The following is a 21,414-nucleotide window of genomic DNA, read 5'->3' as shown; positions in this document are numbered from 1 at the left end:
CGTGACCGACCGAGCCCGCGTCCTCCGCGCGCCCACGGGCCTGTTCTGGCTCGTGGGCGTCGCGGCGGTCGTGGCGCTCCTGCTGGGCGACGTGGTCGTACGGGGCAGCGTGCCGCAGGCGCTGCTCATCGCGCCGTGGCTGCTCCTACCCGTCTGGTTCGTCTACGTCTTCCTGTACGCCCCGCACATCGCCGTCACCGACGACGACGTGCGGGTGCACAACATCCTGCGCACCGTGCGTCTTCCGTGGTCGACCGTCGAGGACGTCCGGATGCGCTGGCAGCTCGAGTTCGAGCTCACCGAGGCCGGCCGCGCGCAGGGCGACCTCGGCGCCGCGGCGCGCCGCAAGGGCGTCGTCGAGGCGTGGGCCATCACGGCCCGCCCCGGCCGGCGCCCCTCGACCCGCACCGCCCGGGCCTCGTCCGAGGCCGACACCCTCGAGGTGCTGCGCGGACTGCAGGCCTCCGTCGGCCCTCAGCCGGGCGCGCGCATCACGCGCTCCTGGAACCTGGTGGCCCTCGGATCCGCGGTCGCGATCGCGGTGTGGTGCGTCGCGGCCTGGTTCGCCGCCGGCTGAGCGCGCCGCCGCGCGCTCGGCGGGCCGTCAGGCCCGCACGATAAGATCTCCCCGTCCGGCTCCGGACCCGCTCACTTCTTCAGTTAAGGACCCTTCATGGCGCGCGCCCTCCGCTCCGACCTCCGCAACGTCGCGATCGTCGCGCACGTCGACCACGGCAAGACCACGCTGGTCGACGCCATGCTCCGGCAGACGGGATCGTTCGGCGATCACGCGCACGTCGAGGAGCGCGCGATGGACTCGAACGACCTCGAGCGCGAGAAGGGCATCACGATCCTCGCCAAGAACACGGCGATCACCTACAACGGCAAGCACACCGACTCGCCCGTCACGATCAACGTGATCGACACGCCCGGCCACGCCGACTTCGGCGGCGAGGTCGAGCGCGGCCTGTCGATGGTCGACGGCGTCGTGCTGCTCGTCGACGCGTCGGAGGGCCCGCTGCCGCAGACCCGCTTCGTGCTGCGCAAGGCGCTCGAGGCGAAGCTGCCGGTCATCCTGCTGGTGAACAAGACCGACCGCCCCGACGCCCGCATCGCGGAGGTCGAGGAGGAGGCGCACGACCTGCTGCTGGGCCTCGCGGGCGACCTGCAGGACGACGTGCCCGACCTCGACGTCGACGCGCTGCTCGACGTGCCGGTCGTGTACGCCTCGGGCCGCGCGGGCGCCGCGTCGCGCACGCGCCCGGCCGACGGCTCGCTGCCCGACAACGACGACCTGGAGCCGCTGTTCGCGGCGATCCTCGAGCACGTGCCGGCCCCGTCGTACGACGACGAGGCGCCGCTGCAGGCGTGGGTCACCAACCTCGACTCCAGCTCGTTCCTGGGCCGCCTGGCTCTGCTGCGCGTCTTCAACGGCGAGCTCAAGAAGGGCCAGACCGTCGCGTGGGTCCGCCACGACGGCACGACCCAGAACGCGCGCATCACCGAGCTGCTCATGACAAAGGCGCTCGACCGCTACCCGGCGGAGAAGGCCGGTCCCGGCGACATCGCCGTGATCGCGGGCTTCGAGGACATCATGATCGGCGAGACCATCGCCGACCCCAACGATGTGCGCCCGCTGCCGCTCATCACGGTCGACGAGCCGTCGATCTCGATGACCATCGGGACCAACACCTCGCCGCTCGTGGGCAAGGTCAAGGGCCACAAGCTCACCGCGCGCATGGTGAAGGACCGTCTCGACCGCGAGCTGATCGGCAACGTGTCGATCCGCGTGGTCGATATCGGCCGCCCCGACGCGTGGGAGGTGCAGGGCCGCGGCGAGCTGCAGCTCGCGATCCTGGTCGAGAACATGCGCCGGGAGGGCTTCGAGCTCACGGTCGGCAAGCCGCAGGTCGTCACGCGCAAGGGCGAGGGCGGCCGCCTCGAGGAGCCGTACGAGCACCTCACGATCGACGTGCCGGAGGAGCACCTCGGCGCCGTGACCCAGCTCATGGCCGCGCGCAAGGGCCGCATGGACAACATGATCAACCACGGCACCGGCTGGATCCGGATGGAGTTCGTGGTGCCGTCGCGCGGCCTGATCGGCTTCCGCACCGAGTTCCTCTCGATCACGCGCGGCACGGGCATCGCGAACGCGATCTCGCACGGCTACGACGAGTGGGCGGGCCAGATCGTCGCGCGTCAGAACGGCTCGATCGTGGCCGACCGCGCCGGCGTGGCGACGCCATTCGCGATGATCGCGCTGCAGGAGCGGATGTCGTTCTTCGTGAAGCCGGGCGACGAGGTCTACGAGGGCATGGTCGTGGGCGAGAACTCGCGCGCCGACGACATGGACGTCAACATCACGAAGGAGAAGAAGCTGACGAACATGCGCTCGTCGACGGCCGACACCTTCGAGTCCATGACGCCCCCGCGCATCCTGTCGCTCGAGGAGTCGCTCGAGTTCGCCCGCGAGGACGAGTGCGTCGAGGTCACGCCCGAGGCCGTGCGCATCCGCAAGGTCGTGCTCGACGCGACCGAGCGCGGCCGCGCCGCCTCGCGCGCCAAGAAGCTCGGCTGACCCGGGGCGCTCCGCATGCCGACGCCAGAGTTCATCCTGGCGCTGCGCGAGAAGGTCGGCACCGACATGCTGTGGCTGTCGGGCGTGACGGCCGTGGTGCTGCGCCCCGGAGCCGACGGAGTCGACGAGGTGCTGCTGGTGCGGCGCGCCGACAACGGGCGGCTCACGCCCGTGACGGGGATCGTCGACCCGGGGGAGGAGCCGGCCGTCGCGGCCGTGCGCGAGGTGCTCGAGGAGGCCGACGTGGTCGCCGAGGCCGAGGTGCTCTCGTGGGTCCGCGCGACGCCGCCCATGGTCTACGACAACGGCGACCGCGCGCAGTACCTCGACCTGGTCTTCCGCTGCCGCTACGTGACAGGCGAGCCGCACCCGGCGGACGGCGAGAACTCCGAGGCCCTCTGGCGCCGCGTGGACGACCTCGGCGACCTGGACGACGACATGCGCTCCCGGATCCTGCAGGCGGCCACGGGTGGCGAAGTGGCCCGCTTCGAGCGGTGATCCGCCCCGCCGCGCGCGGGTAGTCTCGCTCCAGTGAGCAGCACCGTCCGTCCCGCACTGAACGCCGAGGAGCGCAGCGCGTGGCGGCAGGGCGTGGCGGTGTCGGTCGCGACGGGCGCCTACGGCGTCTCCTTCGGCGCGCTGTCGGTCGCCGCCGGGCTCGACGTCTGGCAGACGTGCGTGCTGAGCCTGCTGATGTTCACGGGCGGATCGCAGTTCGCGTTCATCGGCGTGATCGCCTCGGGCGGCCTCGCGGCCGCGCCGGCCGCCATCGCGTCGGCCGTGCTGCTCGGCGCCCGGAACGTGGCGTACGCGATCCGGATGAACCCGGTCGTGGCCGTCGGCCCGGACGGCGCCGTGTCGTGGTGGCGGCGCCTCGCGGCGGCGCAGTTCACGATCGACGAGTCCGTCGCCGTCTCGCTCGCGCACATCGAGCCGCGGGCGCGGCGCATCGGGTTCTGGGTCACGGGAATCGGCATCTACCTGCTCTGGAACCTCTCGACGCTCGCCGGCGCCCTGCTGGGCGACGTGCTCGGCGACGTGCGGGCCTACGGCCTGGACGCCGCGGCGGCGGCGGCGTTCCTCGCCCTGCTGTGGTCGCGACTGCGCTCTCGGCAGGCGATCGCGGTGGGTGCGGCCGCGGCGGTCGTCGCGGCTGCGGTCACCCCGTGGCTCATGCCCGGGCTGCCCGTCCTGATCGCGGCGGTCGTGGCCGTCGTAGTGGGCTGGACCGACTGGCTCGGCCGCCGGGACGGGGCGCGCCGATGACGCTCTGGACCGCCATCCTGATCGCGGCGATCGCGTGCGTCGTCCTCAAGCTCGCGGGCTATCTGACGCCGCCCGAGTGGCTCGAGCGCGAGCGGCCCGCGCGCATCACGGACCTGCTGACGGTCGCGCTTCTCGCCGCGCTCGTGGCGGTGCAGACGGTCGGGGCGGGCATGGCGGTCACGCTCGACGCGCGCGTGCCCGCGCTGCTCGTCGCCGGGGCGCTGCTGTGGCGGCGCGCGCCGTTCATCGTGGTCGTCCTCGCGGCCGCCGTGGTCGCCGCGGTGCTCCGCGCGCTCGGCTGGGCGGCCTAGCACCGAGCGGAGCCTCGGCGGGGCCGGATACCCTGGGACGATGCGCGCATCCTGGCCCTCCCGCCTCCTGCTGGCCGCCCTGGCGGCCGTCGCGGGCGCCGTCTTCGGCGTCGCCGGCACGATCGCGCACGCCTATCTCCTCGGGCCGATCCCCGTCGGGTTCGCGCTCGCGCTGATCGGCTGCGGCGCGCTGCTGATCGGCGTGCGGCTGCTGGTCGCCGACCGCTGGGTGACGTGGATCACGGGGCTCGGCATGCTCGCGATGCTGCTCGTGTACTCGGGCCGCGGCCCGGGCGGATCCGTCGTCGTGCCGCAGCCCGCGGCGGGCGAGTTCCCGCTCGGCGTCGTGTGGTCGTACGCGCTCACGGGCGTCGTCCTCCTGGTCGGCGCCTGGCCGGACCTCTCCCGCATCCGGGCGGCGTCGGCGCCGCGGACGGACGGCGCCGCCACGGCGGGACCCGGGCGCGTCGAGGGCCCCGGCTCCCACGACGCGTAGAATCGATCCGTGACTTATGTGATCGCCCTTCCGTGTGTGGACGTCAAGGACCGCGCGTGCATCGACGAGTGCCCGGTCGACTGCATCTACGAGGGTGAGCGCAGCCTCTACATCCACCCGGACGAGTGCGTGGACTGCGGTGCGTGCGAGCCGGTGTGCCCGGTGGAGGCGATCTACTACGAGGACGACCTGCCCGACGAGTGGCAGGACTACTACAAGGCGAACGTGGAGTTCTTCGACGAGATCGGCTCSCCCGGCGGCGCCGCCAAGGTCGGCGTGATCCCCAAGGACCACCCGATCGTCGCGGCCCTGCCCCCGCAGGGCGACGCGCACGCCTGAACCNAACGTGGAGTTCTTCGACGAGATCGGCTCGCCCGGCGGCGCCGCCAAGGTCGGCGTGATCCCCAAGGACCACCCGATCGTCGCGGCCCTGCCCCCGCAGGGCGACGCGCACTGAGCGGGCCGGCATGACCGTCCGCGACCTGGCCGACTACCCCTGGGACGCAGTCGCCCCGTACGCCGAGCGCGCCCGCGCGCACGCCGACGGGATCTGCGACCTCTCCATCGGATCCCCGGTCGACCCCACGCCCGAGGTGGTGCGCCGCGCCCTCGCCGAGGCGACCGACGCGCACGCCTACCCGCAGACCGTGGGCACCCCCCAGCTGCGGGAGGCGATCGCCGCCTGGTACGCACGGCGGCGCGGAGTGCCCGGCCTCGAGCCGCGCAACGTCCTGCCCACCATCGGCTCGAAGGAGCTGGTGGCGCTGCTGCCGCTGCTGCTCGGCCTCGGCGAGGGCGACATCGTCGTGCACCCGCGCGCGGCCTACCCGACCTACGAGGTCGGCGCGCGCGTGGTGGGCGCGACCCCCGTGGCGTCGGACGAGCCCGACGAGTGGCCCGAGGGCGCCAAGCTGATCTGGATCAACTCGCCGGGAAACCCGGACGGACGCGTGTGGAGCGTCGACGAGCTGCGCCGCGCGGTCGAGCGCGCGCGCGAGCTGGGCGCCGTCATCGCGGGCGACGAGTGCTACGCCGAGCTCGGCTGGGACGCCCCGTGGGACGCGCAGCCGGTGCCGAGCATCCTGGACCCGCGCGTCATCGGAGACAGCCGTGCGGGCGTGCTCAGCGTGTACTCGCTCAGCAAGCAGTCCAACCTCGCCGGGTACCGCGCGGCGTTCCTCGCCGGCTGCTCCCGCATCGTGGGCGACCTGCTCACGGCGCGCAAGCACCTGGGGCTCATGCCGCCGGCGCCCGTGCAGCACGCGATGGCCGTCGCGCTCGCGGACGACACGCACGTCGCCGAGCAGAAGGAGCGCTATCGCGCGCGTCGCGAGGTGCTGCGCCCGGCGCTCGAGGCGGCGGGCTTCCGGATCGACCGCAGCGAGGCCGGGCTCTACCTCTGGGCGACCGAGGGCCGCGACGCGTGGGAGTCGATGGGGCGGCTCGCCGACCTCGGCATCCTCGCGGGCCCCGGCGTGTTCTACGGCCCGTTCCACCCGCAGCACGTGCGCCTGTCGCTCACCGCGAGCGACGAGCGGATCGCGGCCGCGGCCTCCCGCCTGCGTGCCGCGGCCGGCTGAGCCGGGTCCGGATCCCGCCGTTTCGTGCGATCCGTCAACGGATCGCCCCGGGATTGGGCGAGTGTCACAGTCGTCTCCCGCGGCCGATAGGCTGTAGGAGGTTGTCCCGGGATCCCGGGGCACCGCCCCAGCGGTGCGCCGGCGCGAACGACGGCGGTGCGCCGACTTCCTGGTGAGCGAGATCGATCGCGACAAAGACATCCCAAGGAGGCGCCGTGAGCGACGCGGGACAGCAGCCCGACAAGGCCACCCTGACCATCGGTGACAAGACCGCCGAGTTCCCGGTGCTGCCGGCGACGTGCGGGGCGCCGAGCATCGACGTGTCGACGCTGACGCGTCAGACGGGCTACACCGCGCTGGACTACGGCTTCGTGAACACGGCGGCCACCAAGTCCGACATCACCTTCATCGACGGCGACAAGGGCATCCTGCGCTATCGCGGCTACCCGATCGAGCACCTCGCGACCCGCTCGAACTACCTCGAGGTCGCCTGGCTGCTGATCTACGGCGAGCTGCCCACGGCCGACCAGCTGGCCGAGTTCGACGACAAGATCCGTCACCACACGCTGCTGCACGAGGACCTGAAGGACCGCTTCTTCACGGCCCTGCCGCACACCGCGCACCCCATGGCGGTGCTCTCGTCCGGCGTCTCGGCGCTGTCGACGTACTACGAGGACGAGTCGGACCCGGCCAACCCCGAGCACGTCGAGCTCAACATGATCCGCCTGCTCGCGAAGCTGCCCGTGATCGCGGCCTACGCGCACAAGAAGAGCATCGGCCAGGCGTTCCTGTACCCCGACAACTCGCTGAGCTTCGTCGACAACTTCCTCAAGCTGAACTTCGGCGTGCGCAGCGAGGAGTACGAGGTCAACCCCGTCATGTCGCGCGCGCTCGAGCAGCTGCTGATCCTGCATGAGGACCACGAGCAGAACGCGTCGACCTCGACCGTCCGTCTCGTCGGCTCGACCGGCGCCGACCAGTTCGCGTCGATCTCGGCCGGCATCCACGCCCTCTCGGGCCCGCTGCACGGCGGCGCGAACGAGGCCGTGCTGACCATGCTCGCGCAGATCCGCGACTCGGGCATGGGCGTGCAGCGCTTCGTCGAGAAGGTGAAGAACAAGGAAGAGGGCGTGAAGCTGATGGGCTTCGGGCACCGGGTCTACAAGAACTACGACCCGCGCGCCAAGCTCGTCAAGCAGTCGGCCGACGAGGTTCTCGAGGCGCTCGGCGTGCAGGACCCGTTGCTCGACCTGGCCAAGGAGCTCGAGGCCATCGCGCTGGAGGACGACTACTTCAAAGAGCGTCGCCTCTACCCGAACGTCGACTTCTACACGGGCGTGATCTACAAGGCCATGGGCTTCCCGACGCGGATGTTCACCGTCCTGTTCGCGATCGGCCGCCTTCCCGGATGGCTCGCCCACTGGCGCGAGCTGCACCAGGACCCCAAGACCAAGATCGGCCGCCCGCAGCAGCTCTTCACCGGCTCGCCCGAGCGCGCGTACCCCGGCGCCTGATTTTCTCGTAACGAAGAGCCCGCCTCTCCGGAAGGAGAGGCGGGCTTCTTCGTTTAGAGAATCACGCGTGGAGGGCGGGGTTGAGGGTGACGCCGACGCCGGTGCGGCGGCGGGCCTCGATCGCGCCCGTGAGCGAGTTGCGGATGTAGAGCAGGCCGCTCGACCCCGACAGCTGTGCGCCCTTGGCGACGCGCGGGGTGCCGTCGGCGGTCGGGGGCTCGTCCACCAGCAGCACCTTGGTGCCGGCGGTGAGGTACAGGCCCGCCTCGACGACGCAGTCGTCGCCGATCGAGATGCCCACGCCCGCGTTGGCGCCGAGCAGCGAGCGCTCGCCGATCGACACGCGGTGCTTGCCGCCGCCCGAGAGCGTGCCCATGATCGATGCGCCGCCGCCGATGTCGGATCCGTCGCCGACCACGACGCCCTGCGACACGCGGCCCTCGATCATGGAGGCGCCGAGCGTGCCGGCGTTGAAGTTCACGAAGCCCTCGTGCATGACGGTCGTGCCGGGGGAGAGGTAGGCGCCCAGGCGCACGCGCGAGGCGTCCGCGATCCGGACGCCCTCGGGCATGACGTAGTCGGTCAGGCGCGGGAACTTGTCGAGCGAGACGATCTGGACGCCGTCGCGCTGCAGGTAGGGGCGCAGGCGGTTCGCGTCGTCCGGGTGCATCGGGCCGGCGGTCGTCCACGCCACGTTCGGCAGGTGGGCGAAGATGCCGTCGAGGTTCAGCTCGTTCGGGCGCACCAGACGGTGCGACAGGGCGTGCAGACGGAGGTAGGCGTCCGACGTCGAGGCCGGCGCGACGTCCAGGTCGATCTCGAGGGTCACGACCTCCACGGACACGTTGCGGCGGTCGTCCGGCGCCGCGAGCCGGTCCAGGCTGTCGACCTCGTCCGCGAGGTCGGTCGCACGGCCCGCTCGGGGCGACGGGAACCACGTGTCCAGGACGGTGCCGTCGGCGGCAACCGTCGCGAGTCCGACACCCGACACCCAGCGCTCATCAGTCATACCTCCAGCCTAGAGTTAGAGCCATGCCCACGCTGGACCTGACCGCCTCCTCCGCCGACATCACGCGCGCCATCTGCGACATCCCGAGCGTGTCGGACGACGAGCGCGCGCTCGCGGACGCGATCCAGGAGGCGATCGAGCCGCTCGAGCACCTCGACTTCCACCGCGACGGGGACACGATCGTCGCCCGCACCCACCGGGGCCGCGGCCAGCGCGTGGTGATCGCCGGCCACATCGACACGGTCCCGATCAACGACAACGTGCCCACGCTCGACTTCCTGCTCGACGGCGAGCCGTACATCCGGGGGCGCGGCACGGTCGACATGAAGTCGGGCGTCGCGGTGCAGCTCAAGCTCGCCGCCGAGCTGACCGACCCCGTGGTCGACATCACGTGGATCTGGTACGACCACGAGGAGGTCGCCGCCGAGCGCAGCGGGCTCACCCGCCTGGCCGCGAACCGGCCCGACCTGTTCGCGGGCGACTTCGCCATCCTGGGGGAGCCGACCAATGGGCTCGTCGAGGGCGGCTGCAACGGCACGCTCCGCGCCGTGGTGCGCACGCACGGCCGGCGCGCGCACAGCGCCCGGGCCTGGATCGGCGAGAACGCGATCCACGCGGCGGCGCCCATCCTGGACACGCTCGCGGCGTACCGCCCGCAGACGATCGCGGTCGACGGCCTCGAGTACCGCGAGGGCCTGAACGCGGTGAAGATCTCGGGCGGCGTCGCGGGCAACGTGATCCCGGACCTGTGCGAGGTCGAGGTGAACTTCCGCTTCGCCCCGAGCCGCAGCGAGGACGAGGCGGTCGAGCACGTGCGGAGCGTGTTCGACCGGTTCGAGGTCGAGATCACCGACCTCTCGGGCGGCGCGCGCCCGGGGCTCGACGCGCCGCTCGCGCAGCAGTTCCTCCGCGCGGTGGGCGGCGAGCCGCGCCCCAAGTACGGCTGGACGGACGTCGCCCGGTTCTCGAAGCTCGGCGTGCCGGCCGTCAACTACGGCCCGGGCGATCCCCTGCTCGCCCACCACGACGAGGAGCGGGTCGCGGTCTCCCAGATCGAGGAGGTCGAGCGGGGGCTGCGCGCGTGGCTGAGCGCCCGCTGACGCCGCTCGACCGTGCGCGGGCGGTGTGGGCCGGATGGCCCGCGCCGGCCCGCATCGCCCTGATCTACGTCGCCGCGCGGATCGTCACGACCGCCCTCATGCTCGGCGTGGCGTCCGCCTCGCCCGCGACGTCGCGCTTCGGCGCGGATCCGTCGCTCGCCGACTACGTCCTGGGCTGGGACGCACAGTGGTACTGGCTCGTGGCCGTCTCGGGCTATCCGGCCGAGCTGCCCGTCGACGCCAGCGGGCACGTCGAGGAGAACGCGTGGGCGTTCATGCCCGTGTACGCGCACCTCGCGAACATCGTGGGCCTGGGCACGTGGGGCGCGGGGGCGCTCGTCGTCTCGCTCGTCGCGGGCTGGGTCGCGTGCCTGGGCCTGCACCGCCTGCTGCGCGGCCGGATCGGCGACGAGGCAGCCACGTGGGCGGTCGCGCTCTTCGCGAGCGCCCCCCTGGCGGCGCTGTTCCAGGTCGGATACGCCGAGTCGCTGTTCCTCGCCCTGCTGATGTGGGCGCTCGTCTGCCTGGTGGAGCGGCGCTGGGGGTGGCTCTACGCGCTCATCCCGCTCATGGGGTACACGCGGCCGGGCGTGCTGGCGTTCGCGCTGCTGCTGGGCCTGTACGGGATCTGGCGCTGCCGGCTGCGGCGCTCGGACCCGCTGGTGACGCGCGACGTCGCGCACGTCCTGGCCCTCGGCGCGCTCGCAGTCGTCGTCGGCTTCTCGTGGCAGGTCATCGCGGGCCTGGCGACCGGGCGGGCCGACGCCTATCTGCAGACCGAGCTCGCGTGGCGCCGCGGATGGGTGCCCGGAATCGACGGCTTCGTGCCGTTCGAGGGGTGGATCCGCGCCGCGGAGGTCTGGTTCGGGATCTGGGGCCTGCCGGCCTGGGCCGGCTACGTCGCGCTGGGCCTCCTCGTCGCCGGCGCGGCCGCGGCGCTCATCGCAAGGCCCGTGCGGGCGCTCGGCGTCGAGGTGCGCCTGTGGGCGGCGAGCTACCTGCTGTACCTGCTCGCCGTCTTCTTCCCGCAGTCGAGCACGTTCCGCCTGCTTCTGCCGCTGTCCCCGCTGTGGGGCGCGGCGCCCCGGTCGGCGGCCGGGCGGTGGTCCGCCCTGGCGCTGTGCGTGCTCGGGCAGTGGGTCTGGATCGCCCTTATGTACGGCGCGGGGAGCACCTACTGGCAGGTGCCCTGACGGAGCCGAGCCGAGCCGCCAGGCAGACCGGGATACCGTCGTCCCGAGTCGGCGTGCGAATCGCCCGGTCGCGCTCCCACGGTAAACTGACAGGGGAGACCACGACGAAAGGGAGCCACGATGGCAGCCATGAAGCCCAGAACCGGTGACGGACCGATGGAGGCCGTGAAGGAGGGACGCCTCATCATCGTGCGTGTGCCGCTCGAGGGCGGTGGCCGTCTGGTCGTCTCGGTCAACGATGACGAGGCCAAGGAGCTCTACGGCGTTCTCGGCGACGTCGTGAACGCCTGAGGCGCGACGCTTTCACGAAGGGCCGGATCCGATCGGATCCGGCCCTTCGTCGTCGTCCGGAGCTCAGTCGGCGACGACGGTCAGCTGGAGCAGCCCCTCGCCGATCGTGGAGAGGGCGGGGATGACGGCGGGCGAGTTCTGCGTCTCCTGGAGGAGCGTGCGGTACGCCACCGTGACGGCGTCGCGCTGCACCGGATCGGCGACCCTGCCGTTCAGCACGCGCGGCACCAGGACGGTGCCGCCCGGGCGGGCCAGCCGGAGGCCGTGCTCGACGTAGTCGATGACGTTCTCGGGGTCGGCGTCGATCAGCACGATGTCGTAGGACGCCTCGTTCATGCGCGGCAGGACGTCGGCGGCACGGCCCGTGATGAAGCGCACGCGCGCGGGCGGCACCTTCGCGTGCGTGAACGCCTGGCGCGCGGCGCCGAGGTGCTCGGGCTCGTAGTCGATCGTCGTGAGGACGGCCTTGGGCGCGCCGCGCAGCAGCCACAGGCCCGAGACGCCCGCTCCGGTCCCGATCTCGATGATGGAGCGCGCGCCGGTCGCGGCCGCGATCACGGCGCACTGCGCGCCCACACCCGCGCTCACCGGGGCGGCGCCGAGCTCGAGGGCGTGCTGGCGGGCCCGGGCGATGTGATCCGGCTCCACGATCGTGTCGCGTGCGAAGCGCGCGATCGCATCCTGCTCGCTCATTCAGACCTCCTCGATCCCCTCCAGCCTAGGCTCGCCGGGCGTGAGGGCCGGGCAGGCGCGGCCGGTAGGCTGAAGGCATGTTCTTCGGGCTCACCTTCGAGAAGGTGATGATCATCGCGGCGATCGCGGCCCTGTTGATCGGACCCGAGCGCATGCCGCGCTACGCCGAGATGCTCGCGAAGACCGTCAAGCGCGCGCGGGACTTCGCGAACGGAGCCCGCACCCGGGTGCGCGAGGAGATCGGCCCGGAGTTCGACGACGTGGACTGGCGCAAGCTCGATCCGCGCCAGTACGACCCGCGCCGGATCATCCGCGAGGCGCTCCTCGAGGACGACGAGCCTCCCGCGAAGCCGGCCGCGCCGGTGATCGCGCCGCCCCGCACGACGCCGCTGACGCGCCAGACCTTCAGCGCCACGACGCCCCCGCCGTTCGACTCCGAGGCGACCTGACCCTCAGCGCGCCGGGTTCACCGGGAGGCGCCGGCCCGCCAGGCGGCGGGGCTGCGCCGCGACGCGCTCCGCGAGGAGCGCGATCTCGCGCGCGGCCGGGTCGTCCGGGTGGGCGACGACGACCGGATCGCCCGCATCGCCGGAGGCGCGCAGCGCGGGGCTGAGCGGGATGGACGCCAGAACGGGCACGTCCTCGCCGTCCGCGGACAGGGCCGCGGCCACCTCGGCTCCGCCGCCCGCGCCGAACAGGTCCATGACCGTGCCGTCGGGCAGCGTCATGGCAGCCATGTTCTCGACCACGCCGATCACGCGCTGGCCCGTCTGCCGCGCGACGAGCCCGCTGCGTACCGCGACGTCGGATGCCGCCGCCTGGGGCGTCGTGACGACGAGCACCTCGGCGTGGGGGAGCAGCTGGCCGACCGAGATCGCGACGTCGCCCGTGCCCGGCGGCATGTCGAGCAGCAGCACGTCGAGGTCGCCGAAGTACACGTCGGTGAGGAACTGCTGCACCGTGCGGTGCAGCATCGGCCCGCGCCACGCGACGGCGCCCGTACCCGCGGTGCCGGCCCCGTCGCCGGTCTGCAGGAACATCCCGATCGAGATGGCCTTCACGCCGTGTGCGACGGGCGGGAGCATGAGCTGGTCGACGCGCGTGGGCTGCGCGACGACGCCGTCCTTCGCGAGGCCGAGCAGCGGCGGGATCGAGAACCCGTGCACGTCCGCGTCGACGAGGCCGACCGCCAGTCCGCGCTGCGCGAGCGCCACGGCCAGGTTCGCCGTCACGGTCGACTTCCCGACGCCGCCCTTGCCGCTCGTCACGGCGATCACGCGCGTGAGGGAGTCCGGCCCGAAGGGCATGCCGCGTGCGGGCCGGAGGCGCGCGGTCAGCGCCTGCCGCTCCGCGGGGGTCATGACGCCGACGTCGATCGCGACGGCGCCGACGCCCTCGACCGACTCGGCCGCGCGGCGCACGTCGGCCTCGATCCGGTCGGCGGCGGGGCATCCCACGATCGTGAGGGCGATGCCGACCCGCACGTCCGCGCCGTCGGCCTCCACGCCGCGCACCATGTCCAGCTCCGCGAGGGGGCGGCGCAGCTCCGGGTCCGAGACCTGGCCGACCGCGTCGCGCACCCGCGCCGCGAGGTCGGTCACGCCTGCTCGCCCGCCGGTCGGCCGCCGCGCTCGGCGCGGGCGTCCAGCTCCTCGAGCAGGCCCCGCAGCTCGTCGCGCAGCTCGTCGCGCGACACCATGCGCTGGTCCATGTCGCCGAGGGCCAGGCGCAGCGCGACGATCTCGCGGGCCAGGTACTCGGTGTCGGCGAGGTTGCGCTCGGCGCGCTGACGGTCCTGCTCGATCTGCACCCGGTCGCGGTCGTCCTGCCGGTTCTGCGCGAGCAGGATGAGCGGCGCCGCGTACGACGCCTGCAGCGACAGGGCGAGCGTGAGCGCCGTGAAGCCCAGATCGGCCGAGTCGAAGCGCCAGCCCTGCGGCGTGAGCGAGTTCCAGAGCATCCATGCCAGGACGAAGAGGCTCAGGCCGATCAGGAACGCCGGCGTGCCCATCGCGCGGGCGATCCACTCGGTGGCGCGGCCGAACCGGTCGCGACCGCGCGTGGGGGCCGACGCCGCGAGGCGCGGCGTGCGGCCGCGCACGGTCTCGGGCCGCGAGATGTCGCGCGGCGCCATCACGTGCGCCCCACCGTCGGGATCGTGCCGGTCACGGGCGCGGGCGGGAGCGGATGGTCCGCATCCTGCGAGCGCCAGTCGTCGGGCAGCAGGTAGTCGAGCATGTCGTCGACGCTGATCGCGCCGACCAGGCGGTGCGCCTGATCGACCACGGGCAGCGACACGAGGTCGTAGCTCGCGAGTCGCCGGGCGACCTCGGCGGCCGACGCCGTGACGGGCACCGGCTCGAGCGTGTCGTCCAGGATGGCGCCGATGCGCTCGTGCGGCGGGTAGCGGAGCATCCGCTGGAAGTGCACGGCGCCGAGGAAGCGTCCCGTGGGGGTCTCGTACGGCGGCAGCGTCACGAACACGCTCGCCGCCAGGGCGGGGTGCAGCTCGTGCCGGCGGATGGTCGCGAGCGCCTCGGCGATCGTCGCATCGGCCGACATGATGATCGGCTCGGTCGTCATCAGGCCGCCCGCGGTGTCGGAGCCGTAGCGCAGCAGCATGCGCACGTCCTCGGCCTCCTCGGGCTCCATCAGCTGGAGCAGCTCCTCGCTGCGCTCGGGCTCGAGCTCCGCCAGGAGGTCGGCCGCGTCGTCGGGCTCCATGGCGTCGAGCACGTCGGCGGCGCGCTCGTCGCCCAGCTTCTCGAGGATGTGGACCTGCTCCTCCTCGGGCATCTCCTCGAGCGCGTCCGCGAGGCGCTCGTCGGAGAGCTCCTCGGCGACCTCGATCATCCGCTCCTCGGGCAGGTCCAGCAGCGTGTTGGCGAGGTCGGCGGGGCGCAGCTCGGCGTAGCTGGCGGCCAGGGCCTCGGCGGACTGCGCCTCGCCCGGCGTGTGCTGCTCGCGCACCTCGCTCCACGTCGCGAACGTGGTCGGGCCCTTCGCGAACGGGGACGCGCTGGTCTTGGGCTTGCGCAGGAACAGCTGGCCGATGGCCCACTCGCCCACGCGGTTGGGCTCGATCGCGACGTCCTCGATCACGGCCGATCCGCTGCCGTCCACGAAATGGACGCGGCGGCCCACGATCTCGGCGAGCACGCGCACCTCGTCGGCGCGGGGCTGGAACCGGCGCACGTTGATCAGGCCGGTCGTGATGACCTGGCCGGACGAGATCGAGGTGATGCGCCCGATCGAGACGAACACCTGACGGCGGCCGGGGATCTCGCACACCAGGCCGATCACGCGCGGGGCCGCGCTACTTCGGTACACGACGACGACGTCCCGGACCTTGCCGAGCCGGTCGCCCGCGGGGTCGAAGACGGGGCAGCCGGCCAGGCGCGCCGCGAAAACCCTCTGCGTGCTCATGCTCCCAGCGTAGCCCGCGGCCCCGCTCCGGCGTTCCGGCCCGGCGGGCCGGCGGGCGTCAGGGGTGCAGGACGCGGAAGCGCTCGATGAGCACCGGCATGGATGGGGAGAAGCCGCGCTCGTGCTCCGCGAACTCCGTGAAGAAGCGCTCGTGCGACGCTCGCCAGTGATCCAGCGAGCGGTCGCCCTCGCCCTCCGCGTGCGCGTGCTCGGCGTCCACCTCGTCGAAGGGGACGACCGCATGCGCCGTGTTCTGGATGACGGCGCGCGGGCGTCCGGCTCCGTCCAGGATGATGTCGAGCTGGCCGGGCGCGGGGAACTCCTCGCCCGAGGCCTCGAAGTCCCAGACCGCGCTCGCCGTGCCGGTCTTGACGCCGCGCAGGACGAGATCGAGCAGCGCGTCGGCGTGCTCGGGCGTGCCGCCGAACCCCCACGCGGACGGCGGCTCTTCGGGGAGCTGCACCTCGGGCGCGGATGCCGCGATTGCGGCGCGAGCGTCGGCCCAGAAGGCGGCCAGAGCGGCAGGGTCCGGGTCGGGGATCGGCACGCTCCCACCCTACGGGCGCCGCGCCCGCGCGCGGCGGGCGGCGACCTCGGCCTGCCGCGATGAGGTACGTGGAAGAATGGCGCGCATGAGCATGATGAGCGGGATGGGCCGACAGTTCGAGGTCGGCGAGACCGTGGCGAGCTTCAAGGAGTACGACGCGGCGCAGAAGGCCGTGTCGCGGCTGATCGCGGCCGAGGTGCCCGCCGCCGACATCGCGATCGTCGGCACGGCGTTGCGCTCGGTCGAGAAGGTCACAGGCCGGCTCGGCTATGCGCAGGCCGCCTGGTCGGGTGCGGTCAACGGCGTGCTGCTCGGCCTGCTGTTCGCGGCGATGGTCGTGATCTGGACGCCGGGCCTGCCGATGTCCGTGTTCGCGGGCCTGCTGCTCGTCGGCATCGCGTTCGGCATGCTGTTCCGTCTCATCGCGTACGCGCTGCTGCGCCGGCGTCGCGACTTCGCCAGCGTCATGCAGGTGTCGGCCGACCACTACGAGGTCACGGTGCTGCCGCGCAGCGTGGCGAAGGCCCGCCAGGCGCTGGGCGCGAGCAGCGCGCCGCCCGCGCCGGCGGCGGCCCCGCCCGCCGCGACCGAGCCCCCGCGCTACGGCGTGCGCGTCGAGCCGACCGCTCCTCCCGCGGCGCCCGCGGCGCATCCGGAGCCGCACGTGCCGTCCGCCCCGGCGGAACCGGGCGCGGACCCGGTCGCCCCGCCGCGCCCCGATGGGGAGGGCCCCGGCGACACCCGCGGCGGCGCGTGACCGCGGAGGGCTCGCTCGCCGTCGCGCTTCCCGGCGGTGAGACCTCGGTCTCCCTGGCCGTCGACGCCGCCGAGTCGCCGCGCGGCATCGTGGCCCTGGCACACGGCGCGGGCGCCGGCATGCGCCATCCGTTCCTGGCCGGACTCGGCGCGGCGCTCGCGGGCGAGGGGCTCACGGTCATCCGGTTCAACTTCCCGTACGTCGAGGCGGGGCGCCGCATGCCGGGGCGCCCGGCCGACGCGATCGCGACGTGGCGCGCGGTCGTGGACCACGCGTCCGGCGACGGCCTGCCCGTGTGGGCCGCGGGCAAGTCCTACGGCGGCCGGATGGCGTCCATGGCGGCCGCGGAGGGCGACTTCCCGGTACGCGGCCTGATCTACCTCGGCTACCCGCTGCATCCGCCCGGGCGCCCCGACCGGCCGCGGGCCGAGCACCTGCCCGCGATCGAGGCGCCGCAGCTGTTCGTGGAGGGCGAGAACGACCCGTTCATCCAGCCGCGCGAGCACTTCGACGCGGTGGTCGCGACCTGTCAGGACGCGACCGTGTCCTGGATCGAGGGCGGCGACCACTCGTTCGCGGTCAAGGGTCGCAAGCGCGCCGCCGACGTGATCGGCGCGGAGCTCGCGCCGATCGTCGCCGCGTTCGTCCGCTGACGGCACGACCGGTCGCGTCGCGCGGCGCCAGACCGGGAAGAATCCGCGACGCAAGGACATCCAAGGTGGAATCGTCCTCGTGCCGCGGAGTCGTCCTTGTCTCAGGTCAGCTGCGAGACCGGCTGATCCAGGCCTCGATCTCGTCCGCCGTGCGCGGGATCGCCGCCGAGAGGTTCACGGGGCCGTCCTCGTTGAGCAGCACGTCGTCCTCGATGCGCACGCCGATGCCACGGTACTCCTCGGGGACCGTCAGATCGTCGATCTGGAAGTACAGGCCCGGCTCGATCGTGAACACCATGCCGGGCTCGAGGACGCCGTCGTAGTACATCTCGCGTCGCGCCTGGGCGCAGTCGTGCACGTCCAGGCCGAGGTGGTGGCTGGTGCCGTGCACCATGTACCGGCGGTGGTGGCCGCCGCGGTCGGCGTCCAGCGCCTCCTCGGCCGTCACCGGCAGCAGGCCCCACTCGGCCGTGCGGCGCGCGAGGACCTCCATGGCGGCCTCGTGCAGCGCCCGGAACTTCACGCCCGGCCGGGCCGCGGCGAACGCCGCGTCGGCCGCCTCGCGCACGGTCTCGTAGATCTTGCGCTGGATGGGCGTGAACGTGCCGCTCACGGGCAGCGTGCGGGTGATGTCCGCGGTGTAGAGGCTGTCGACCTCGGCGCCGGCGTCGATCAGGATGAGGTCTCCCGGCAGGACGGCGCCGTCGTTGCGCGTCCAGTGCAGGTAGCAGGCGTGCGGGCCCGACGCGGCGATCGTGTCGTAGCCCTCCCAGTTGCCGTCGCTGCGGGCGCGCTGGTGGAAGACGCCCTCGACCACCCGCTCGCCGCGGGGGTGCTCGACGATGCGCGGCAGCTCGCGCACGATGTCGTCGAAGCCGTCGGCGGTCACCTGCACGGCGAGGCGCATCTGCGCGATCTCGAACTCGTCCTTGACCAGGCGCAGCTCGGACACGAAGCGCGTGAGATCCTCGTCCTGGTCGACGACGAGGTCGCCCTCCTTCGACTCGAACGCGTCGATGTGGGCGGTCGGCAGGCCGAGCTCGCCGGCGACGCCGCCGAGCGCGGGGCGCGGGCCGATCCAGAACTCTCCGATCGTGGCGTCCGAGTAGAACTCGGCGGTCGTGCGGTCGGCGCGCTCCCGGAAGTACAGGGTGACGTCGTGTCCGTCGTCGGTGGGCTCGAACACCAGGACCGAGTCGGGCTCCGAGTCCGCGCCCCATCCCGTCAGGTGCGCGAACGCCGAGTGCACGCGGAAGGGGTAGTCCGTGTCGTTGCTGCGCTGCTTGAGCGGTCCGGCCGGGACGACCAGGCGCCTGCCCGGGAAGGCCCGCGAGACCGCGGCGCGGCGCGCGGCGGCGTACGGCGCCTGCTCGCGCAACGGAGGCAGCTGCTCCGGGCGCTCGGCCCAGCCCTCCGAGATCGTGTCGAGGAAGCCCTGCGGGTACGGCTGCTTGCGGTTCGTGACGCCCGGCTTCTCGGTCTGCTTCTCGGTGGTCTCTGACATGCTCCCAGTCTCTCACCGGTGGGCGGTGTCCGCGCGGTCTCGCCTAGCCTGGGAGCGTGACCGCTCCCGCCCGCCCGATGCATCCTGCGCTCGTGTACACGATCGACCTCGTCCTGGTCCTCGCGTTCTGCGCGCTGGGCCGCGGCACGCACGGCGAGGCGCCGATCGGCGCCGGATTCCCCGCGACCGCGGGGCCCTTCGTCGTGGGGCTCGTGATCGGATGGCTCGTCAACCGGTTCGCGCTCGGCGGGCACACGGCATCCCTCCGGTCGGGCGCCGTCGCGTACGCGGCCACGCTCGTCGGCGGCATGCTGCTGCGGATGGCGACGGGGCAGGGCACGGCCGCGCCGTTCGTGATCGTCGCCGCGTTCGCCCTCGCGGCGCTGCTGCTGGGCTGGCGCCTCGTCGCGCGCGCGGTGCGCCGGTCGCGTCGCGCCTGATCCTCAGCCGGCCGGCTCCAGCTGCACGACGAGCGGCCGGTGGTCGCTCCCCGCGCCGTCCAGGTTCGTCAGCACGATCGAGCCGGTCGCGCGCCACGAGTCGGAGTGCATGACGTGGTCGATCGGCGTCGCCAGCAGCGCCGGGACGTCCGTGGGCCACGTTCCCACGCCGCCGTTGCCCGTCTGGGCGGCCGCGTCGCGGCAGTAGCCGAGATCGTACCCGTCCGCGGCCAGCGACGTCATGTGGTCGACCGTCGCGTTGAAGTCGCCCGCGATGATGACGTCCTCGCCCGCCGGGCACTGGTCCGCGATCCACTGCAGGTCCTGCTGCCACAGCTCCATGTAGGAGGGGCGCGGGGCGATCGCGTGCACGGCGACGACCGTGGGGCCGATGCCGTCCACCGGCATGACGACCGCGCTCGGCAGCACCTGAGTGTTGCTGGTTCCGTCGTCCGACGACTCGATGACGGCGTAGTCGCCCAGGTCGGGGGAGATCAGGATGGTCGTGACCCACGACTGCGGGCCCCGCTCGATCTCCTCGTGGTACTGCACGTGGTGGACCCACATCGGGCGGCCGAGCTCGCGCATCTCGATCGCCACGTTCTCGCCCACGCTCTGCGCGGTCTCGGGCAGCGCGATGATGTCGGCGTTCATCGCCACGGCGGTCTGGGCGATCTGATACGCGCCGGTGGCCTCTCCCGCCGTGTTCCACGTCATGACGCGCACGCTGCTGGCGGTCTCGGCCGGCAGCGCGTCGCCGTACCCGCGCATCCCGAGCGTGACGCCGCCCGCGATGGCGCCGATCGCCGCGACCAGGGCCATCGACATCGCGAAGCCGCGCAGGGGGCGGGCGAGCGCGAACAGCAGGAAGAGGAGCGTCAGGACGGCGAAGCCGGCCACCATGACCCCGCGCATCGACACGATCTGGGCGACCGGGACGGTCCGCTCCAGATGGAAGAACGACGGCCACGTGAGCACCGCGGTCGCGATCGCGAACACCACGGTCACGAGGATCCCGAGCAGTCGCAGCACGCCTTCGACCCTAGGTCGGCGACCTGGGAAAGCGGCGGATGCGGCACCGTCCGGGGGTCATGTCGGGAGGGCTCCGAGCGGCCGGACGCGCCGCGCTCCGGGGCGCCTGCGAGCGGCTACGATCGGCTCGTGGGAGAACTGGGCGGCACCGGCATCCCGGCGCAGCGATTCAGCGGCCCGAGCGACCTGCACCTGCACTCCGCGCGGTCGGACGGCACCGAGCCGCCGGCCGACGTGATGGCGTCGGCGCACCGGCACGGGCTTCGCACCGTCGCGCTCACCGACCACGACACGACCGCTGGATGGGCGGAGGCGGCCGAGGCGGCCGTGTCGCTCGGCATGACGCTGCTGCCCGGCATGGAGTTCTCGGCCAAGCACGAGTGGCGCAGCGTCCACATGCTCTCGTACCTGTTCGATCCGGACGACGCTGCGCTGCGGGCCGAGACAGATCGGATCCGCGGCGACCGGATCGGCCGGGCCGAGCGGATCGTGCGCAACATCTCGCGCGACTACGACCTGACGTGGGACGACGTGCTCGCGCAGACGACCGAGGACGCGACCGTGGGGCGTCCGCACATCGCCGACGCGCTCGTCGCACGCGGTCTGGTGCGGGACCGCGGCGAGGCGTTCGACGGCATCCTGCACCCGCGCGAGGGCTACTACGAGCCCCACTACGCGCCCGCGCCGCACCGCGTCGTCGAGCTCGTCACGCGGGCCGGGGGAGTCGTCATCATCGCGCATCCGACGCCCTCGGGTCGCGCCCGGATGCTGCCGGAGCCGGTGATCCACGACCTGATCGACGCCGGCCTGGCCGGCTTCGAGATCGACCACCGGGAGAACACCGAGGCGGGCAAGCGCATCCTGCGCCGCATCGCGGCCGACCGCGACCTCATCGTGACCGGCTCGAGCGACTACCACGGCCGCGGCAAGCCCAACCTGCCGGGCGAGAACACTACGACCGACGAGATGGTGGCCCGCATCATCGAGCGCGCCACCGGCATCGCCCCGGTGTATCCCTAGTCCT

At 72.8% G+C, this 21,414-nt stretch carries 25 protein-coding genes; 17 read left to right on the top strand and 8 right to left on the bottom strand.

Annotated features, from left to right (window positions below):
- The first annotated feature begins 1 nt into the window (after position 1).
- The 9 genes from ASD19_RS05960 to ASD19_RS05920 all read left to right on the top strand — a co-directional run bounded on the left by ASD19_RS05960 (position 2) and on the right by ASD19_RS05920 (position 7,745).
- Positions 2 to 577 (top strand): PH domain-containing protein, encoded by a 576-nt coding sequence (locus ASD19_RS05960; protein WP_055989731.1) that lies wholly within the window; start codon positions 2 to 4, stop codon positions 575 to 577.
- Positions 578 to 673: 96 nt separating this feature from the next.
- Positions 674 to 2,578 carry a translational GTPase TypA gene (gene typA, locus ASD19_RS05955; protein ID WP_055989728.1) on the top strand — a complete coding sequence of 635 codons (1,905 nt, stop codon included), beginning with the start codon at positions 674 to 676 and terminating at the stop codon, positions 2,576 to 2,578.
- A gap of 15 nt (positions 2,579 to 2,593) precedes the next feature.
- Positions 2,594 to 3,076, top strand: a complete 483-nt coding sequence (locus ASD19_RS05950; RefSeq protein WP_055989725.1) for an NUDIX hydrolase — start codon at positions 2,594 to 2,596, stop codon at positions 3,074 to 3,076.
- Positions 3,077 to 3,109: 33 nt separating this feature from the next.
- Positions 3,110 to 3,844, top strand: coding sequence for an AzlC family ABC transporter permease (locus tag ASD19_RS05945; RefSeq protein WP_230667526.1), 735 nt, complete (start codon positions 3,110 to 3,112; stop codon positions 3,842 to 3,844).
- A complete protein-coding gene (locus tag ASD19_RS05940; protein ID WP_055989722.1) occupies positions 3,841 to 4,155 on the top strand; it encodes an AzlD domain-containing protein in 315 nt (104 codons plus the stop codon). Before ASD19_RS05945 ends, ASD19_RS05940 begins: the two co-directional genes overlap by 4 nt.
- 40 nt (positions 4,156 to 4,195) lie before the next feature.
- On the top strand, positions 4,196 to 4,651 hold the full coding sequence (locus ASD19_RS05935; RefSeq protein WP_055989719.1) for a hypothetical protein: 456 nt from the start codon (positions 4,196 to 4,198) through the stop codon (positions 4,649 to 4,651).
- A gap of 9 nt (positions 4,652 to 4,660) precedes the next feature.
- Positions 4,661 to 4,990, top strand: coding sequence for a ferredoxin (fdxA, locus tag ASD19_RS05930; RefSeq protein WP_055988408.1), 330 nt, complete (start codon positions 4,661 to 4,663; stop codon positions 4,988 to 4,990).
- Between the two features lie 128 nt (positions 4,991 to 5,118).
- Complete coding sequence (gene dapC / locus ASD19_RS05925) at positions 5,119 to 6,231, top strand: succinyldiaminopimelate transaminase (RefSeq protein ID WP_055989716.1); 1,113 nt, start codon at positions 5,119 to 5,121, stop codon at positions 6,229 to 6,231.
- A gap of 215 nt (positions 6,232 to 6,446) precedes the next feature.
- Complete coding sequence (locus tag ASD19_RS05920) at positions 6,447 to 7,745, top strand: citrate synthase (protein ID WP_082543012.1); 1,299 nt, start codon at positions 6,447 to 6,449, stop codon at positions 7,743 to 7,745.
- Between the two features lie 61 nt (positions 7,746 to 7,806).
- Here ASD19_RS05920 and dapD read toward each other — a convergent pair whose 3' ends face one another.
- Positions 7,807 to 8,754, bottom strand: a complete 948-nt coding sequence (gene dapD / locus ASD19_RS05915; protein ID WP_055989713.1) for a 2,3,4,5-tetrahydropyridine-2,6-dicarboxylate N-succinyltransferase — start codon at positions 8,752 to 8,754, stop codon at positions 7,807 to 7,809.
- Between the two features lie 23 nt (positions 8,755 to 8,777).
- On the opposite strand from dapD, the gene dapE reads away from it, so the two are divergent.
- The 3 genes from dapE (at position 8,778) to ASD19_RS14015 (ending at position 11,338) form a co-directional block, all read left to right on the top strand.
- Positions 8,778 to 9,854 carry a succinyl-diaminopimelate desuccinylase gene (gene dapE / locus ASD19_RS05910; protein ID WP_055989710.1) on the top strand — a complete coding sequence of 359 codons (1,077 nt, stop codon included), beginning with the start codon at positions 8,778 to 8,780 and terminating at the stop codon, positions 9,852 to 9,854.
- Positions 9,836 to 11,047 (top strand): hypothetical protein, encoded by a 1,212-nt coding sequence (locus tag ASD19_RS05905; protein ID WP_055989707.1) that lies wholly within the window; start codon positions 9,836 to 9,838, stop codon positions 11,045 to 11,047. The genes dapE and ASD19_RS05905 overlap by 19 nt, the downstream gene beginning before the upstream one ends.
- A 120-nt stretch (positions 11,048 to 11,167) precedes the next feature.
- Positions 11,168 to 11,338, top strand: coding sequence for a DUF3117 domain-containing protein (locus ASD19_RS14015; RefSeq protein WP_082543011.1), 171 nt, complete (start codon positions 11,168 to 11,170; stop codon positions 11,336 to 11,338).
- 63 nt (positions 11,339 to 11,401) lie between these two features.
- Here ASD19_RS14015 and ASD19_RS05900 read toward each other — a convergent pair whose 3' ends face one another.
- On the bottom strand, positions 11,402 to 12,031 hold the full coding sequence (locus tag ASD19_RS05900) for an O-methyltransferase (protein ID WP_055989704.1): 630 nt from the start codon (positions 12,029 to 12,031) through the stop codon (positions 11,402 to 11,404).
- A gap of 77 nt (positions 12,032 to 12,108) precedes the next feature.
- Between ASD19_RS05900 and ASD19_RS05895 the strand changes: the two genes are divergently transcribed.
- Positions 12,109 to 12,480 (top strand): hypothetical protein, encoded by a 372-nt coding sequence (locus ASD19_RS05895; RefSeq protein ID WP_055989700.1) that lies wholly within the window; start codon positions 12,109 to 12,111, stop codon positions 12,478 to 12,480.
- 3 nt (positions 12,481 to 12,483) lie between these two features.
- On the opposite strand, the gene ASD19_RS05890 is transcribed toward ASD19_RS05895, so the two are convergent.
- The 4 genes from ASD19_RS05890 to ASD19_RS05875 are packed head-to-tail and all read right to left on the bottom strand — an operon-like array spanning position 12,484 to position 16,004.
- Positions 12,484 to 13,632, bottom strand: coding sequence for an Mrp/NBP35 family ATP-binding protein (locus ASD19_RS05890; RefSeq protein ID WP_055989697.1), 1,149 nt, complete (start codon positions 13,630 to 13,632; stop codon positions 12,484 to 12,486).
- Positions 13,629 to 14,165 carry a DUF1003 domain-containing protein gene (locus ASD19_RS14320; RefSeq protein WP_055989694.1) on the bottom strand — a complete coding sequence of 179 codons (537 nt, stop codon included), beginning with the start codon at positions 14,163 to 14,165 and terminating at the stop codon, positions 13,629 to 13,631. The genes ASD19_RS05890 and ASD19_RS14320 overlap by 4 nt, the downstream gene beginning before the upstream one ends.
- Positions 14,165 to 15,457, bottom strand: coding sequence for a magnesium transporter MgtE N-terminal domain-containing protein (locus ASD19_RS05880; RefSeq protein WP_055989691.1), 1,293 nt, complete (start codon positions 15,455 to 15,457; stop codon positions 14,165 to 14,167). Before ASD19_RS05880 ends, ASD19_RS14320 begins: the two co-directional genes overlap by 1 nt.
- 58 nt (positions 15,458 to 15,515) lie before the next feature.
- Positions 15,516 to 16,004: an ASCH domain-containing protein gene (locus ASD19_RS05875; RefSeq protein ID WP_134745741.1), complete on the bottom strand. Its 489-nt coding sequence runs from the start codon at positions 16,002 to 16,004 to the stop codon at positions 15,516 to 15,518.
- 85 nt (positions 16,005 to 16,089) lie between these two features.
- Here ASD19_RS05875 and ASD19_RS05870 point away from each other — a divergent pair, with 85 nt between their 5' ends.
- Both ASD19_RS05870 and ASD19_RS05865 read left to right on the top strand, forming a co-directional pair.
- A complete protein-coding gene (locus ASD19_RS05870) occupies positions 16,090 to 16,761 on the top strand; it encodes a general stress protein (protein WP_055989688.1) in 672 nt (223 codons plus the stop codon).
- On the top strand, positions 16,758 to 17,414 hold the full coding sequence (locus ASD19_RS05865) for an alpha/beta hydrolase family protein (protein WP_055989685.1): 657 nt from the start codon (positions 16,758 to 16,760) through the stop codon (positions 17,412 to 17,414). The genes ASD19_RS05870 and ASD19_RS05865 overlap by 4 nt, the downstream gene beginning before the upstream one ends.
- Before the next feature lie 106 nt (positions 17,415 to 17,520).
- Here ASD19_RS05865 and ASD19_RS05860 read toward each other — a convergent pair whose 3' ends face one another.
- Entirely contained in the window at positions 17,521 to 18,918 is a 1,398-nt protein-coding gene (locus ASD19_RS05860) for an aminopeptidase P family protein (protein ID WP_055989682.1), read from the bottom strand.
- Between the two features lie 56 nt (positions 18,919 to 18,974).
- Here ASD19_RS05860 and ASD19_RS05855 point away from each other — a divergent pair, with 56 nt between their 5' ends.
- Positions 18,975 to 19,358, top strand: coding sequence for a DUF3054 domain-containing protein (locus tag ASD19_RS05855; protein WP_230667517.1), 384 nt, complete (start codon positions 18,975 to 18,977; stop codon positions 19,356 to 19,358).
- Between the two features lie 3 nt (positions 19,359 to 19,361).
- Here the strand turns inward: ASD19_RS05855 and ASD19_RS05850 are convergent, their stop codons facing one another.
- Positions 19,362 to 20,390: an endonuclease/exonuclease/phosphatase family protein gene (locus tag ASD19_RS05850; RefSeq protein ID WP_055989679.1), complete on the bottom strand. Its 1,029-nt coding sequence runs from the start codon at positions 20,388 to 20,390 to the stop codon at positions 19,362 to 19,364.
- Positions 20,391 to 20,519: 129 nt separating this feature from the next.
- On the opposite strand from ASD19_RS05850, the gene ASD19_RS05845 reads away from it, so the two are divergent.
- Positions 20,520 to 21,410 carry a PHP domain-containing protein gene (locus ASD19_RS05845; protein ID WP_235562982.1) on the top strand — a complete coding sequence of 297 codons (891 nt, stop codon included), beginning with the start codon at positions 20,520 to 20,522 and terminating at the stop codon, positions 21,408 to 21,410.
- Positions 21,411 to 21,414 lie beyond the last annotated feature (4 nt).

It is taken from the genome of Microbacterium sp. Root53 (genome assembly GCF_001426925.1).
Taxonomy (GTDB): domain Bacteria; phylum Actinomycetota; class Actinomycetes; order Actinomycetales; family Microbacteriaceae; genus Microbacterium.
The sequence above is the reverse complement of the archived record's forward strand: the minus strand, read 5'-3'. Positions and strand labels throughout refer to the sequence as shown.